Raw genomic sequence first — 15,786 nt, forward strand, 5'->3', positions numbered from 1 at the left:
GGGATTAGTCTAGAGTCTACTATTTCCAAATTAGGACTAGTAGCTTAAATTTTTCCTATTTACTGCACAAGTCTAGTACATTAAGTACAATTCACTTTTTATAGTTTGGCAAGAATATTTTCCTCCCTATATTTACACTCTCGTATATATGGGTTTTTGTAAAATGAAAAGCAAAGTTGTATACACATAAAACACCATATAACAGGTTCACATATAATAACTCCAAAGTATTCTAAACTAGGAATAAATAATATTACAAATATTATTTTTCCAAAGAACTCAATAACACTTGAGATAAGAGGTATAACTTTTTTACCTAATCCTTGAAGTGCATTTCTCAAATTTAATAATATTCCCAACACTCCATAAAAAGGTGCATTATAAATTAAATACTTTGATCCATTTTCAATTACTACTGCTTCATTAGAACCTGATAATAATCTTACAATATATTGGGATGTAAACATTAAAATTATTGAAATTACAATCCCCCATAAAACTGCTAAAATATTAGCATATTTTATGGCCTTTCTTATTCTAGTTCCCTCACCTGCTCCTTTATTTTGTGAAACAAATGTCGAAACAGATAAAGCTATAGTTCCAGCTGGCATCATACAAAATGCACTTAATTTACGAGCGGCAGTATGTCCTGCAATAACTAAATGACCTAAATTATTAATAGCTGTCTGTAATATTACAGTTCCTGTTGAAACTATACATAGCATCATCCCCATAGATAATCCCTGACCAATTAATTCAGAATATAAATCCTTATCAATCGCAAAATGCTTTTTACTAGGAATTAAAATATGCGCTTTTTTAAATATATATACAATGCATAATATTGCTGAACCCCCCTGTGCAATCACAGTAGCTGCTGCTGCCCCTCTTATTCCCATGTTAAATTCAGTAATAAATAATATATCTAAAAATACATTAAGTATAGACGATATAATCAAAAAAATTAATGGCATAAAACTATTTCCAATAGCCCGTAAAAGTCCTGCGCACAAATTATATATAAACATAACTCCTACAAATAACGTAACCATAGAAATATACGAATAGGATTCTTCTATTATATTTTGGGGAGTATTTAATAATTGTAATAATGGGAATAAAAATAATTTAGATATTATCATTATGCTGATTGTTATAAAAATACCTATTACTATAGAACCTGCTACAGATTTTTTTAAAAGATCATTATCATTCTTTCCATAACATCTAGCTGTAACTATACTTAAACCATTCCCTACTCCTATTGCAAATCCTATCAATAATTCATATATTGCTGCACATGCTCCAATAGCTGCTAAAGAAACATCACCTAAGAAATTTCCTACAATCATAGTGTCAACAGTATTGTATAACTGCTGAAATATGTTCGAAATAAAAATAGGTATTGCAAAAATTATTAAAGATTTTAATATATTTCCCTTAATTAAATCTACTTTACACTCAACCACTTACCACCAATCCTTTATCATCTTATTTTTAAAAAATACAAATTATGTAACTTTTATCCACAAAGTAATTATACCATAATATTAGTTTGAATATTATTTATTTTTTTGAATACATTAGTAATATATAAAAGGGTAATACTAATACTAATATTAAATATTTAAATATGGAAGTGATATTATGTACGATCAATTGAACTCTGAAAATGATGATTTTAACAGAATGCAGCAAAAAATCAAGGATACAATAGACAGTATGGTTACAGATACTCATGTTTATAATCCAGCAAATAATTCATCCCCTGATAATACAAATGTAGATAATAATAATAATAATAATAATGCTGAAATATTCTAAAAAGACCGTATCACAAAGATACGGTTTTTTAATCACTTTATTATTAAATTAACCTTAACTTCTTAGCCCTTTATTAATCATAGCTTTAAATTTATCCCACTCAACCATCTTAGCTCCCATAGATTCTAGATGTGGAGTATATACCTGACAGTCTATAAATTTAAAACCAAGCTCCTGTAATTTTTGTGCAAGGGTAATCAAAGCTGCTTTTGAAGCATTGCTCACTTTTGAAAACATGCTCTCGCCGAAATAACATCGCCCAAGCACTACCCCATAAAGTCCACCTACAAGTTCGCCATTTAAATATGTTTCAACACTTAGAGCATATCCTTCTTTATATAAATTTATATAAGCCTTTTTCATTTCGTCAGTAATCCAAGTTCCCTCTTCATTTTCTCTCATGGACTTACAGTTTTCAATAACTCCTTCAAAATCATTGTTAAAAGTAACCTGAAACTCACCTTTTCGCATTATTTTTTTCATAGATTTTGATATTTTAATATCTTGAGGCATTAGTACAAATCTAGGTTTTGGACACCACCATAGTATAGGCTCTCCCTTGCTATACCATGGAAAAATACCATTAGAGTATGCAAGAACAAGTCTTTCTATAGATAAATCTCCCCCAACTGCTAAAAGACCATCTTCATCACTTAATTCAGGATTAGGAAATACAAGTTCATCAGGTAATTGATATACTGCCATAAATACACCTTCTTCCTTTGTTATAAACTATTAATATTGATAAGTCATATTCTGTGGTTCATAAAAAGATAATCCATGCTTCTTAGCCAGCTCCATAACTAAATCATTTATATATTGTGCATTTTTAAATTCACATCCAATTATCACATATCCTTTAAATTTATTGCACTTAACACATGATGTTCTTACCATAAGTTCACTGTAAAATCCATCAATTATATCCACAATATCTCCAACAAGAGAATCTTCACCTTCGCATAATCTTTCATATAAAACCTGTGCGCCTGCTGCACTACTCACTTTATCTGTATTAAAAACTGCACAAAACCATTCCATTTTCTTTTCCTCTTAACCTTAAATTATTTTTTATTATATACAACTCCTATTTTATCATACTTTTCATATTTAAAATTTTTATTTATTATACTATCTTAACTAATTTGAGAATTTACTATATATAGGATTTTTCTACACCCTTAACAATAAAAATTAATTAAATATTTTACATAACCATGTAACACTTTTTAGTTATGGTGAATATATTACACTATAAAGAAAAACAAAAGATGATAACTAAGTAATTAACCAAAGAAAATCCTCCAAAAAACAAATGATTAAATTAAAACAGTTTAAAGATTAAAAATCATAATAAACTCTAAGAAAAAACACATTAAATACAAAAGATAATAAATTGATTTACAAAAGATAAATATTAGATTAACAAAAAAGATTATAAAGGAGATTTTAATATGTCACATTGTTGTAAAAAATCATGCTGTAGACCTTGTAATAATGCTTACGGCTATAATAATAATTTCTATGGATATGCTCCAAATAACTATTACGGATATATTCCAAACAACTATTATATAGGAAATCCATATAATAATTTCTATGGATACAATGCTTACAACTTATACGGATATAATTATCCATATAACTATGGTTTTAATGGTTTCTATAATAACAACCTTCTACTTCCTTTCTTACTTTTCTAATAACGTGTAATTTTTATATTTAGTCAATCTAAATTACAATATTAAGAATAAAATCATAAGAATTATAAGATTTTTAATTATAAATGTTTTAAATAAAAAACTCCTAAATTAATGTTATCATAATTTAGGAGTTTTTATTGTTTTTACTAGTCAGTCAATTTTATTCTTTTCCTGCTAATTTCTTATATGTATTTAATCTTTCATTTGCATCAAATGCACTCTTTTCAAATAATTTTTCTGCTTCTTCTGGGAATGCTTTTGCTAATGAAGCATATCTTACTTCTCCCATTAAGAAATCCTTAAAATCACTCTTAGGATCTTTGCTGTCTAATGTAAATGGATTTCCACTTTCCTTAAGTTCTGGATTGTATCTATATAAGTGCCAATAGCCACATTCTACAGCCTTTCTTTCTTCAGCTTGTGAATTTGACATTCCCATTTTAATTCCATGATTTATACATGGTGCATATGCTATTATAAGTGATGGACCATCATAATTTTCAGCTTCTAAAATAGCTTTAATGGCTTGATTCTTATCTGCTCCCATTGCTATCTGAGCTACATAAACATATCCGTATGTCATTGCCATTAATCCAAGATCTTTCTTCTTTGTTCTCTTACCACTTGCAGCAAATTTAGCTACAGCACCTGTAGGAGTTGACTTAGAACTTTGACCACCTGTATTTGAATATATTTCTGTATCAAACACCAAAATATTTACATTTTCATTCGATGCTAAAACTTGATCTAATCCTCCATATCCAATATCATATGCCCAGCCGTCTCCACCAAATATCCATTGCGATCTCTTAACCAAGAAGTTCTTATCATTTAAAATTATTTTAGCAATTTCACTGTTATCTTCTTCAAGTGCTGCAATAACTCTTTCAGCTCTTTCTCTAGAACATTCTGAATCATTCATCTTAGCAAGCCATTCTTCAAGTACAGCTTTAGTATCATCATCTATATCTTCATTTAATGCCATTTCAACATTTTTAGCTATTCTATCTCTTATTGTCTTAACACCTAAATGCATACCAAGACCAAATTCTGCATTATCTTCAAACAAAGAATTGGCCCATGCAGGTCCATGACCTTCAGGATTTTTACAATATGCAGATGATGGAGTACTTGCCGCCCATATTGAAGAACATCCAGTAGCATTAGCTATCATCATCCTATCTCCAAATAACTGTGTTACAAGTTTTGCATATGGTGTTTCTCCGCATCCTGCACATGCTCCATTATATTCTAATAATGGAATTTCAAATTGGCTTCCTTTAACTGTTGTTTTCTTCATAGGATTTTTACGTTCAACTTTTTCTATAGTATAATTCCAAACTTCAATTTGTTTATGTTGACTGTCTTGTGGCTTCATTACTAAAGCCTTTCCTGGAGCAGGACATGTTTCAACGCAGTTTCCACATCCAGTACAATCAAGTGGTGATACTCCTATACTGAAATGTAGCTGCTCATCATATTTTATTCCTTTTGGATCTAGGGATTTAAATCCTTCTGGCGCATGAGATTTTTCTTCCTCAGTTAATAAGAATGGTCGTATAGTTGCATGTGGACATACATATGAACACTGATTACATTGAATACACTTTTCAGGAATCCATTCTGGAACATTGACTGCAATACCTCTCTTTTCATATCTTGTAGTTCCATGCATGAAGGTACCATCTTCCATTCCTGCTTCAACAAATGCTGATACAGGAAGAGAATCGCCTTCAAGTCTATTCATAGGTCTTACTATATTTTTAACAAACTCTGGATATGTATTTACAAAGCTTTCATCGTCGTCTACTGCATTTTTCCATTCTGTTTTAATATCTATTTTTACTATGCCATCTATACCTCTATCTATAGCATCATGATTCATCTTTACAATGTTTTCACCTTTTTTACCATAAGAAGTAACAACAGCTTCTTTTAAATATTTAATAGCATCCTCTATTGGTATAATATTAGCTAGCTTAAAGAATGCAGCCTGCATAATCATATTTATTCTTCCACCAAGCCCTACTTCTTGAGCAATTTTTACTGCATTCAAAGTATAAAAGTTTATATCATTTTCTGCTATATATCTCTTAAGGGATGCTGGCAATCTATTGTCTAATTCTTCTGGAGTCCATATTGTATTTAATAAGAATACTCCATTTTTCTTTAATCCTTTTATGACATCATATTTGTATACATAAGACTGATTATGACATGCAATAAAGTCTGCTCTAGCAATTGGATATCTTGATCTAATAATATTTTTTCCAAACCTCAAATATGATAGTGTGATTCCCCCAGATTTTCTTGAATCATATTCGAAATATCCTTGAGCGTACATATCAGTATGGTCACCAATTATCTTTATAGCTGACTTGTTAGCTCCTACTGTACCATCAGAACCAAGTCCCCAGAATTTACAAGAAGTAATTCCAGTTGGAGTTATATCAATATCATCAAGTGGTCTTAATGATGTATTTGTTACATCATCCACAATTCCAATTGTAAAACCATCCTTTGGATTCTCTTGTGCTAAATTATCATATACAGCAGCAATATCATTAGGTAATGGGTCCTTAGAACCTAGACCAAATCTTCCTCCAACTATACATGGTGCATCTTCTTTGTTATAAAAAGCTTTTACAACATCTAAATATAAAGGTTCTCCTATACTTCCTGGTTCCTTTGTTCTATCTAATACAGCAATCTTTTTCACTGTCTTTGGTATTGCTTTAAGAAGTCTTTCTGTAGAAAATGGTCTAAATAATCTTACTCTTATTAGACCAACTTTTTGTTTATTTTCATTTAAATAATCTACAGTTTCAGATATAACATCATTAACTGCTCCCATTGCAATTATAATTCTGTCAGCATCTGGTGCACCATAATAATCAAAGCAATGATACTCTCTTCCTGTAAGCTTTGTTATTTCAGCCATATATTCTTCAACTATTTCTGGCACCTTTTCATAATGCCTATTTACAGCTTCTCTTGTCTGAAAATATATATCAGGATTTTGAGCAGTACCTCTTGTTACTGGATGATCAGGATTAAGTGCTCTATTTCTAAATTCTTCAATAGCTTTATAATCAACTAAATTTGCAAGTTCTTCATCTTCAAATACTTCAACCTTTTGAATTTCATGAGATGTTCTAAAGCCATCAAAGAAATTCATAAATGGAATTTTTGATTTAATTGTTGAAAGATGTGCTACTGCACTTAAATCCATAACCTCTTGAACATTATCTTCGCAAAGCATTGCGAAACCAGTGGCTCTTGCTGCCATTACATCTTGATGATCTCCAAATATATTTAATGATGATGTTGCTAAGGCTCTTGCTGCAACATGAATTACACATGGAAGCAATTCACCTGCTATTTTATACATATTAGGTATCATAAGTAGTAGACCTTGAGATGCTGTGTAAGTTGTAGTGAGCGCTCCACTTTGAAGTGAACCATGAAGTGCTCCAGCAGCTCCTGCTTCAGACTGCATTTCTACAACCTTTACAGTCTGGCCAAATATATTTTTCTTGCCTTTAGCCACCCACTCATCAACATGTTCAGCCATAGGTGATGATGGAGTTATTGGATAAATGGTTGATACTTCAGTAAATGCATATGATACATATGCTGCTGCAGTATTACCATCCATTGTCTTAGTTTTTCTCATTTATCTTCCCTCTTTTTCTAGTCTGCATTATGCTCTTTTATTTGGCTACAGCTTAAATATATAATGCTACACTTAAACTAATATTAGTCTAAACAGATAAAAAAATATTTTATTAAGAATCACATTAAATTATAGTAATCAAAATAATTACTAGCGCACAATCTTTAAATAATTAAGTAGCATTGTATATTTATTAGCTATAGCACTTATAATTTTAGTATGTTCAAATTCAATATTAGTTATGTATGTATTTAGCTTTTTAATAATTCTTTTATGATTGCTCTTATTTATATTAAAATATATTTATTATTAGTAACAAAAAAGTGCTGACTGAAATTTCAATCAACACTTTTTTTATAAATTAACTTATATTATTTTTTAATTGGCTTTTTTAAAATAGCAAGCATAATCATTCCTACAACAGAACCTATTGCTATTGATAAAAGATACATTAATGGATTTCCTACAACAGGAACTACAAATATTCCACCGTGAGGAGCCATTAAAGTACAGTTAAATAACATAGATAGTGCACCAGCTATTGCTGAACCAATTACACAAGAAGGAATAACTCTTAATGGGTCTGCTGCTGCAAATGGTATTGCACCTTCAGTTATAAATGATAATCCCATTATATAGTTTGTTAAACCAGATTTTCTTTCGCTTTCAGTAAATCTATTTCCAAAGAAAGTTGTAGCTAAAGCTATTGCAAGAGGTGGAACCATTCCACCAGCCATAACTGCTGCCATAATTTCAAAGTTTCCACTAGCAAGAGATGCTGTACCGAATACATATGCTGCCTTGTTGAAAGGACCACCCATATCAATTGCCATCATACCTGCAACAATAATACCTAAAAGAATTTTACTTGTGTCACCCATTGAGTTAAGGAATCCAGTAATACCTAAATTAATTGCACCAAAGAATGGATTAATCATTATCATAATCAATCCCATTATTCCTATTCCGAATAAAGGATATAATAAAGTTGGTTTTATACCATCTAATGTATCAGGTAATAAATCAAATAATTTCTTTAATCCACGTACTAAATAACCACCTACAAAACCTGCAAATAAAGCACCTAAGAAACCACCACTTACAACTGGAATATTTGGATCAAAAGCACTTGCAAAAGTAGTACCGTAATTTGCTAAAGCACCACCTACAAATCCAACTGCAAGACCTGGTCTATCAGCAATACTCATAGCAATAAATCCAGCTAAAACAGGAAGCATAAATCCAAATGCTGTATTACCAATATTATTTAATAAAGCAGCAATTGGTGTATTTCTACCAAAATTACTTGGATCAATACTGTATTTATCAACAAGGAATGATAACGCAATTAATATACCTCCACCAATAACAAATGGTAACATATAAGAAACACCATTCATTAAATGTTTATATAGTTGACGTCCAAAGCTTTCACCATCACCACTTTCTTGAGGTTCATCACTTCCACCTGCATGATGATATATAGGTGCATCTCCATTTATAGCTCTAGTTATTAATTCTTCTGCTTTATGAATTCCATCTGCAACTTTTGTCTTAATAACTTTCTTTCCATCAAATCTAGCCATTTCAACATTTTTATCAGCTGCAACTATAATACATTCTGCTTTTTCAATTTCTTCTTTAGTTAAAACATTCTTAGCTCCTCCTGAACCATTAGTTTCAACCTTTATAGATACTCCCATCTCTTTAGCTTTCTTTTCAAGACTTTCTGCAGCCATATAAGTATGAGCAATACCTGTTGGACATGCAGTAACTGCTAAAACTCTATAAGATCCACTTTCAGATTTTTCTTCTTCCTTTGGCTCATCCGGGAATTTTTCACTTTCTTTTTCATCAATTAACCTTAAAAATTCATCTTTATCTGTACATGCAATTAATTTCTTTCTAAAATCTTCATCCATTAATATGGTAGAAAGTCTAGCTAATACTTCTAAGTGTAAGTTATCGCTATTATCTGGAACTGCTATCATAAAGAAAAGATGAACTGGTGCACCATCTAGCGCATCGTAATCTACACCATCTTTACAAACTGCGGCAGCTAAAGATGCTCGTTTTACTGCTTTAGTTTTGCCGTGAGGAATTGCAATTCCATCTCCAATACCTGTTGTACTTAATTCTTCTCTAGCAAGTATTGCTTTCTTATATTCTTCTTTATCATTTAAGTTTCCTGTTTTGTCCATTAAATCAACTAATTCATCAATACATTGTGCTTTAGATGTTGGTTTAATATCCAAATTCATACCTTGCTTATGTAATAAGTCAACAATTTTCATATATATCACTCCCAACTATACAATATAAATAATTATACTGAATATTAAGATTGCCTTATACTCTTATATACTTAAGTACTGACAATACTCTTTTTATTCTAAAATTATTATAATTGTTTTAATAAATTTTCAACTTCTTCTTTTGTGGCTAACTCTTCTGAAAATGCACTTGCACTTCCTGTTGCTATTCCCATTTTAAATGCTTCATCTAAATCCTTATTTTTCAAGTATCCACATAAGAATCCAGCTACCATAGAATCTCCTGCACCTACTGAATTTTTAAGAGTTCCTTTTGGAACAGATCTCTTAATTGGTTCTCCATTTTCAGGTAGTAAAATAGCTCCATCTCCAGCCATTGATATAAGAACATTTTTTGCTCCCATTTCTTGAAGCTTTCTAGCATATGTTATTATATCTTCATCACTCTTTAACTCAACATTAAATATTTCTGCTAATTCATGATGATTTGGTTTTATTAAAAATGGTTTATATTTTAGTACATTTAATAATAAATCCTTAGTAGCATCTACTATAAATTCCACACCTCTATCTAAAAGGCTTTCCATTATTCTTTCATAAATATCATCAGGTACACTCTTTGGAATACTTCCTGAAAGAATTAAGAAATCACCTTTACCAAGCTTACTTACTTTTTCATAAAGAGCCTTTAAGTCATTTTCTGTAATATCTGGACCAGAACCATTAATTTCTGTTTCACCATTACTCTTAAGTTTCACATTAATTCTAGACATTCCATCTTTTAATTTAACAAAATCACAATTAACATTATGCTCTTTAACTTGTCTTAATATTTCATCTCCAGTAAAACCTGCTATGTATCCTAGTGCTGTATTATCAACACCTAAATTTTTAAGCACTATTGAAACATTTATACCTTTTCCTCCAGCATAAATCATTTCCTCATTACTTCTATTTAATTCATCTGCTTTAAAATTATCTACTTTAACTACATAATCTAAAGAAGGATTTAAAGTTATAGTATTAATCATTTTCTTCCACTCCTATTACTTTAGTATCATAATTATAATCATTTTGATCAGATTTATTTGTTATTAATGCTGAATCACTTATGCTTCCAAATGTTATAAAACTTATTTGTTCTAATTTTGATTCATCTGCAAGTACATAGGATTCACTACATCTTTTTATAGCCTCACATTTAACCATTGCCTCATCAACATCTGGAGTTGTATATCCACTTTTATTACTAACTCCATTTGTTCCAAAGAACCCTTTTGAAAAATTATACTTTTTCAAATCCTCTACAGCATTGTTTCCAACAATAGCTTCCGTGACTGCTTTTACTTCTCCACCCAAAATAAATGTTTTTATTCCTTTTTCTAAAAGTTTTTTTGCATGCACTATTCCATTTGTAACAACTAATATATTTTTTACTTCAATATAATTAATCATAAATTCTGTCGTAGTACCAGCATCTAAATATACAATTTCGTTTTCATGTATTAGAGATGCAGCCTTTTTAGCAATACTTTTTTTCTCTTCAATATTGAGATTCTTTCTCACATTTACTTTATAATCATGCTTTGAAGCATTATCTCCTATTGAAATTGCTCCTCCATGAATTTTTTTTAGCAAACCATCATTATGAAGTGCATTTAAATCTCTTCTTACAGTAGATTCTGATGCATCTAAAAGTTTCACTAATTCTGTAACAGAAACAATCCCTTTAGTTTTTAATTCTTGAAGAATGATATTAAATCTCTCCTCTGTAAACATTATCACCACTCCTCTGATATAATAATAAATCATTATCCTTTAAGAATCAATCATTTTCGTTCAAAAAAAATCATTTTTTATTTTTTTAAATAATATTATAATTATCGTTAATACAAAATACTTTTATATACATAAAAACAATTAAACAACAGGTAAAAATATATAATATATTTTATTTTTTAACTAATACAAATATTTTAGGCATTTTTCTAATAGAACACCTTCTTTAGCAGGATAATCATACAAACTACTTACTCTCATACACTTTTCTACAAATTCACATGCTTTCAAGGCACTTTCTTCTATTTCCATTCCATTTAATATAAACCCTAATAGAACAGATGTGAAAATATCTCCAGTGCCAGGATAGCTTTTTTCTTGTTTTTGGCTATTTATGATTTTTATTGAATTATTTTTTTGATTATAAATTCCTGTTCCTAATATATTATCTCTTAAAGGAATACTTGTTATTACAATATCTTTAGCTCCAAGCTCTCCTAACTTGTAAAACAAATTCTCTACATTCTTTTCATCACAATTTTCTAATATAGGCATATCACATAAAATACAAGCTTCTGTGTAATTAGGAGTTATTATATCCGCAAATTTAATAAGCTCTTTGATCCTTTCAACATAAGCTTTTGTAAAATTACTATACAAGCATCCGTTATCTCCAAAAATGGGATCAACTAATGTGAGTGAATTACTATTTTTATAGTTTTTTAATAGTTTTAAGCACTCATCTATATTTTTTATACTTCCTAGATATCCTACAAAAATCCCTTCAAAATTCATTCCTAATTCTCTGTAATGATCAGTAGTTTCACTTATATAATCCTCCAATTTCACCATAACAGGCTTCCCAAATCCTCCAGTATGGGTAGAAAGTATTACAGTTGGTATAGGGCATGGTTCTATTTCCATTACTGATAAAATCGGAATAATATTTGTAAGTGCAGCTTTTCCAACTCCACACAAATCATGGATTACTGCTAATCTTTTTATTGGCTTTTTCATAAAATCTCCTCTTTCTCAGATATTTACTCTCATTTGATTATCAAATATAAACTTATAAAATTAATTATATATTAACCTGTAAATACTAAGCAACTGTACACTTTTTTGTTTGGAAATTCATATTTTTATATATTTATTTACATTTTTTTAATTTTAATTTCTTAATACACTGTATAAAAATCTTTTTAATGTAAATTCTAATTTTATCAACTATAACTAAACTGGAGGAAAATATATGATTATGAGCAAAAGATTAAAAGCTATAATCTATATGATAATAGCTTCAATCTTATTTACTACTCTTAATTTATTTGGAAAGCTATCCAACGAGATATAATTATACATGAAAGCTTTTATATCCAATGTTACTGCCTTTATTATTATTTCCACAGTGATTATAAAAAATAAAATTTCTTTCATTGGTAAAAAGGAAAACTTTAAATATCTTTTAACAAGAGGCATATGTGGTACACTTTCAGCTTTTAGTCTTTTTTATACTTTGGACAATTTGATTTTATCTGATTCTACTCTCTTATCTAAACTTGGTCCTTTTTTTGCAACAATATTTGGATTTATCATCTTAAAAGATACAGTAGAAAAAAAGCAGATTATATTTCTATTAATCACTTTTGTAGGTGTACTATTTGTAATCAAACCTAATTTATCTATAAAAATTTTTCCTGCTTTAATAGGACTTTTAGGTGCTACTTTTGCAGGTATTGCGTTTACAATGATAAGAAAAATTGGAGATGCTGAAAGTAATTTTACAATCATTTTTTATAACATTTTTATTTCTATAATAAGCAGCATTCCTTTTATTATTAATGAGAAAGATATCCTTTTGCATACTTCAAATATTGTATATATGATTCTTGGAGGTTTATGCATATCTTTTGGACAGATATTTCTGACTTTAGCCTACAAAAATGCTCCTGCATCAAATATAGCAATGTATGACTATACTGGCCTTCTAGCCTCAGCAATATATGGCATATTAATTTTCAATGAATATCCTGATTTCCTCTCTATAATAGGATATTTAATTATTATTTTAGTATCATTAATAAATTTCTTATCTTTAAAGAATAAAATAAATTAATACTATACTGTAACTCAAGAAGGACTCACTAAGATACATCTTAATAAGTCCTTCTTACTACTAAATAACTATTCATATATTTCAAAACATTTTATACCTTTAGCTTCTTTATATGCTGTCATAAACCTTTTTGCTTCCTTTTCCACTGCTTCATAATCTCCAGTTTTAGCTCCTTTTGTCAAACTTCCACCTGTGCCAACAACTACAGCCCCTGCTTCAATCCATTCATGTAAATTTTCAACTGTAACTCCCCCAGTCGGCATAAACTCACCTTGTGGAAGAGGCCCTTTAAATGATTTTATAACTGAAGGACCATAAAGATCAGCAGGAAATACTTTTACAATGTCAACTCCATACTCCATAGCAGTTATTGCATCTTTAACAGTCATAACTCCTGGCATGACACAAACCTTATATCTATTACAAAGTTTTAATGTATCAATATCCAAACTTGGACTAACTATAAATTGAGCTCCTGCCAAAATACAGGCTCTGGCAGTTTCTGAATCTAAAACAGTACCTGCTCCCACAATAATATCTGTATCTCTATATTGTTCTGCAACTTCTTTCAATAATTCTATAGGATTTGGAACTGTCATTGTTAATTCAAGAACTTTAATTCCGCCTTTTACTACTGAATCAACAATTTTTAATCCCTGTTCTTTTGATTCACTTCTAATTACAGCCACTACTCCACCATCAATAATTCCTTTTAATATTTCGTGTCTTTTCATACTGCACCCCACTATAATTTTATATTAATCTAGAACTTAATTTATTTTTTAAAGTAATTATTTCAATACTTTTTTCCTTAGTCTTAAATTTATATAATATAAAATGAGATATATTACTTAGCTTTTTACAATCCAAAATCAAAATAATTTTTAGCATTGTTATAGCTGATATCAGATACAATCTTCCCTAACATATCTATATCATTTGGTAATTCACCATTATATACCCATTGACCAATAATATCACACAATATTCTTCTAAAATATTCATGTCTAGTATATGATAAAAAGCTTCTTGAATCCGTAAGCATTCCTACAAATGTACTTAACATTCCTAGATTAGCTAATGATTTTATCTGCTGTTCTATTCCTAACTTATTATCATTAAACCACCAAGCAGATCCTTGCTGAATCTTTCCTCTTATCCCATCTCCCTGAAAGCATCCAATCAATGTTCCTATTACTGCATTATCATTAGGGTTTAAGCTATAAATAATAGTTTTAGGTAAAGAATTTTCTTCATTCATTGCATTTAATAATCTTGATAATGAAATAGCTATCTCTCCATCATTAATAGCATCGAAACCAGTATCTGATCCTACTTTTTTATACATTCTAGTATTATTATCTCTTATACAATTTATGTGCAACTGATTCACCCATCCCAAATTATGATACAATTTACTAAAAAAACTCAACAGATAAACTCTCATTTTATTTTCTTCTTCAAAGGAAATTTGTCCATACTCCAGTAGTTTAGAAAATATTTCTCTTAGCTCTTTAATATCAGCTTCACCTCTTGGAATAAAATCCAAACCATTGTCTGCAACTCTACATCCAACACTATGAAAAAACTCAACTCTTGATTTTAATGCACTTAAATATTCATCAAAGGTTTTAATTCTACTTCCTACAACTTCCTCTAATCTTCTAAACCATTCTTTAAATGTATCTTTATTTATTCCCAAAGCTTTATCTGGTCTAAATGCTGGCAATACTTTAACATCAAAACTTCTATCTTTCTTTAAGGCTATATGATATTCTAATGAATCAATAGGATCATCCGTAGTACAGATAACCTTTACATTAGACTTTTTAATTAATTGTCTTACTGTAAATTGTTCTGTTGATAGCATCTTGTTTACTTTTCCCCATATTTTAGGAGCTGTTTTTTCATTTAATATTTCATTAATTCCAAAATACTTTTTTAATTCTAAATGAGTCCAATGATATAATGGATTCCCTATATCTACTGATATGGTCTTAGCCCACGCCATAAACTTTTCATAATCTGAAGCCTCTCCCTTAATATACTTCTCATCTATTCCATTACTTCTCATTGCCCTCCATTTATAATGGTCTCCATAAAGCCATACTTCCGTAATATTTTTAAATTTTTTATCCTCAAGTATTTCCTTTGGATCAATATGACAATGATAATCTATTATAGGCATGTTTTCTGAATATTCATGATATAATCTTTCTGAAATTGAATTTGTCAGCAAAAAATTTTCATCCATAAATTTTTTCATTTCAATACTCCTCTCAAATTCTGTTAACGTGAACAAAAATACCTAATTTATTGTTCACGTTAACACTTTAGGCTTAGCTATTAGCTAACTATATTATAGTATTACTTTTTTGCTTTTTCAATATTTTTCCAGTTAACATAGACAATTTA

Annotated in this window: 13 protein-coding genes; 3 read left to right on the top strand and 10 right to left on the bottom strand. The window is 29.6% G+C overall.

Going from position 1 to position 15,786, the window contains the following annotated elements; translation table 11 throughout:
* Nucleotides 1-98 precede the first annotated feature (98 nt).
* Entirely contained in the window at nt 99-1,469 is a 1,371-nt protein-coding gene (locus HF850_RS06860; RefSeq protein WP_169104725.1) for an MATE family efflux transporter, read from the bottom strand.
* Nucleotides 1,470-1,647: 178 nt separating this feature from the next.
* On the opposite strand from HF850_RS06860, the gene HF850_RS06865 reads away from it, so the two are divergent.
* On the top strand, nt 1,648-1,824 hold the full coding sequence (locus HF850_RS06865) for a hypothetical protein (protein ID WP_169104726.1): 177 nt from the start codon (nt 1,648-1,650) through the stop codon (nt 1,822-1,824).
* Between the two features lie 54 nt (nt 1,825-1,878).
* On the opposite strand, the gene aat is transcribed toward HF850_RS06865, so the two are convergent.
* Together aat and HF850_RS06875 are read right to left on the bottom strand one after the other, a co-directional pair.
* Entirely contained in the window at nt 1,879-2,529 is a 651-nt protein-coding gene (aat, locus tag HF850_RS06870; RefSeq protein WP_169104727.1) for a leucyl/phenylalanyl-tRNA--protein transferase, read from the bottom strand.
* Nucleotides 2,530-2,559: 30 nt separating this feature from the next.
* A complete protein-coding gene (locus tag HF850_RS06875) occupies nt 2,560-2,865 on the bottom strand; it encodes a hypothetical protein (protein ID WP_169104728.1) in 306 nt (101 codons plus the stop codon).
* Nucleotides 2,866-3,278: 413 nt separating this feature from the next.
* Between HF850_RS06875 and HF850_RS06880 the strand changes: the two genes are divergently transcribed.
* Complete coding sequence (locus HF850_RS06880; RefSeq protein ID WP_169104729.1) at nt 3,279-3,527, top strand: hypothetical protein; 249 nt, start codon at nt 3,279-3,281, stop codon at nt 3,525-3,527.
* A 160-nt stretch (nt 3,528-3,687) separates the two neighbouring features.
* Here HF850_RS06880 and nifJ read toward each other — a convergent pair whose 3' ends face one another.
* The 5 genes from nifJ to HF850_RS06905 form a co-directional block, all read right to left on the bottom strand.
* Complete coding sequence (gene nifJ, locus HF850_RS06885; RefSeq protein WP_169104730.1) at nt 3,688-7,203, bottom strand: pyruvate:ferredoxin (flavodoxin) oxidoreductase; 3,516 nt, start codon at nt 7,201-7,203, stop codon at nt 3,688-3,690.
* A 371-nt stretch (nt 7,204-7,574) separates the two neighbouring features.
* Nucleotides 7,575-9,497, bottom strand: coding sequence for a PTS fructose transporter subunit IIABC (locus HF850_RS06890; RefSeq protein ID WP_169104731.1), 1,923 nt, complete (start codon nt 9,495-9,497; stop codon nt 7,575-7,577).
* A 107-nt stretch (nt 9,498-9,604) separates the two neighbouring features.
* The gene (gene pfkB / locus HF850_RS06895; protein ID WP_169104732.1) at nt 9,605-10,507 is read right to left on the bottom strand and encodes a 1-phosphofructokinase; all 903 of its coding nucleotides are present in this window, start codon (nt 10,505-10,507) and stop codon (nt 9,605-9,607) included.
* A complete protein-coding gene (locus HF850_RS06900; RefSeq protein ID WP_169104733.1) occupies nt 10,500-11,255 on the bottom strand; it encodes a DeoR/GlpR family DNA-binding transcription regulator in 756 nt (251 codons plus the stop codon). Before HF850_RS06900 ends, pfkB begins: the two co-directional genes overlap by 8 nt.
* A gap of 183 nt (nt 11,256-11,438) precedes the next feature.
* The gene (locus HF850_RS06905) at nt 11,439-12,272 is read right to left on the bottom strand and encodes a pyridoxamine kinase (RefSeq protein WP_169104734.1); all 834 of its coding nucleotides are present in this window, start codon (nt 12,270-12,272) and stop codon (nt 11,439-11,441) included.
* 343 nt (nt 12,273-12,615) lie between these two features.
* On the opposite strand from HF850_RS06905, the gene HF850_RS06910 reads away from it, so the two are divergent.
* Nucleotides 12,616-13,371 carry a DMT family transporter gene (locus tag HF850_RS06910; RefSeq protein WP_243159429.1) on the top strand — a complete coding sequence of 252 codons (756 nt, stop codon included), beginning with the start codon at nt 12,616-12,618 and terminating at the stop codon, nt 13,369-13,371.
* Between the two features lie 68 nt (nt 13,372-13,439).
* On the opposite strand, the gene HF850_RS06915 is transcribed toward HF850_RS06910, so the two are convergent.
* Together HF850_RS06915 and uxaC are read right to left on the bottom strand one after the other, a co-directional pair.
* Nucleotides 13,440-14,105 carry a bifunctional 4-hydroxy-2-oxoglutarate aldolase/2-dehydro-3-deoxy-phosphogluconate aldolase gene (locus HF850_RS06915; protein ID WP_169104735.1) on the bottom strand — a complete coding sequence of 222 codons (666 nt, stop codon included), beginning with the start codon at nt 14,103-14,105 and terminating at the stop codon, nt 13,440-13,442.
* Between the two features lie 125 nt (nt 14,106-14,230).
* Nucleotides 14,231-15,637: a glucuronate isomerase gene (uxaC, locus tag HF850_RS06920; RefSeq protein ID WP_169104736.1), complete on the bottom strand. Its 1,407-nt coding sequence runs from the start codon at nt 15,635-15,637 to the stop codon at nt 14,231-14,233.
* Between the last annotated feature and the right edge of the window lie 149 nt (nt 15,638-15,786).

The sequence above is a fragment of the Clostridium sp. SM-530-WT-3G genome, from assembly GCF_012843905.1.
Classification (GTDB): Bacteria; Bacillota; Clostridia; order Clostridiales; family Clostridiaceae; genus Clostridium.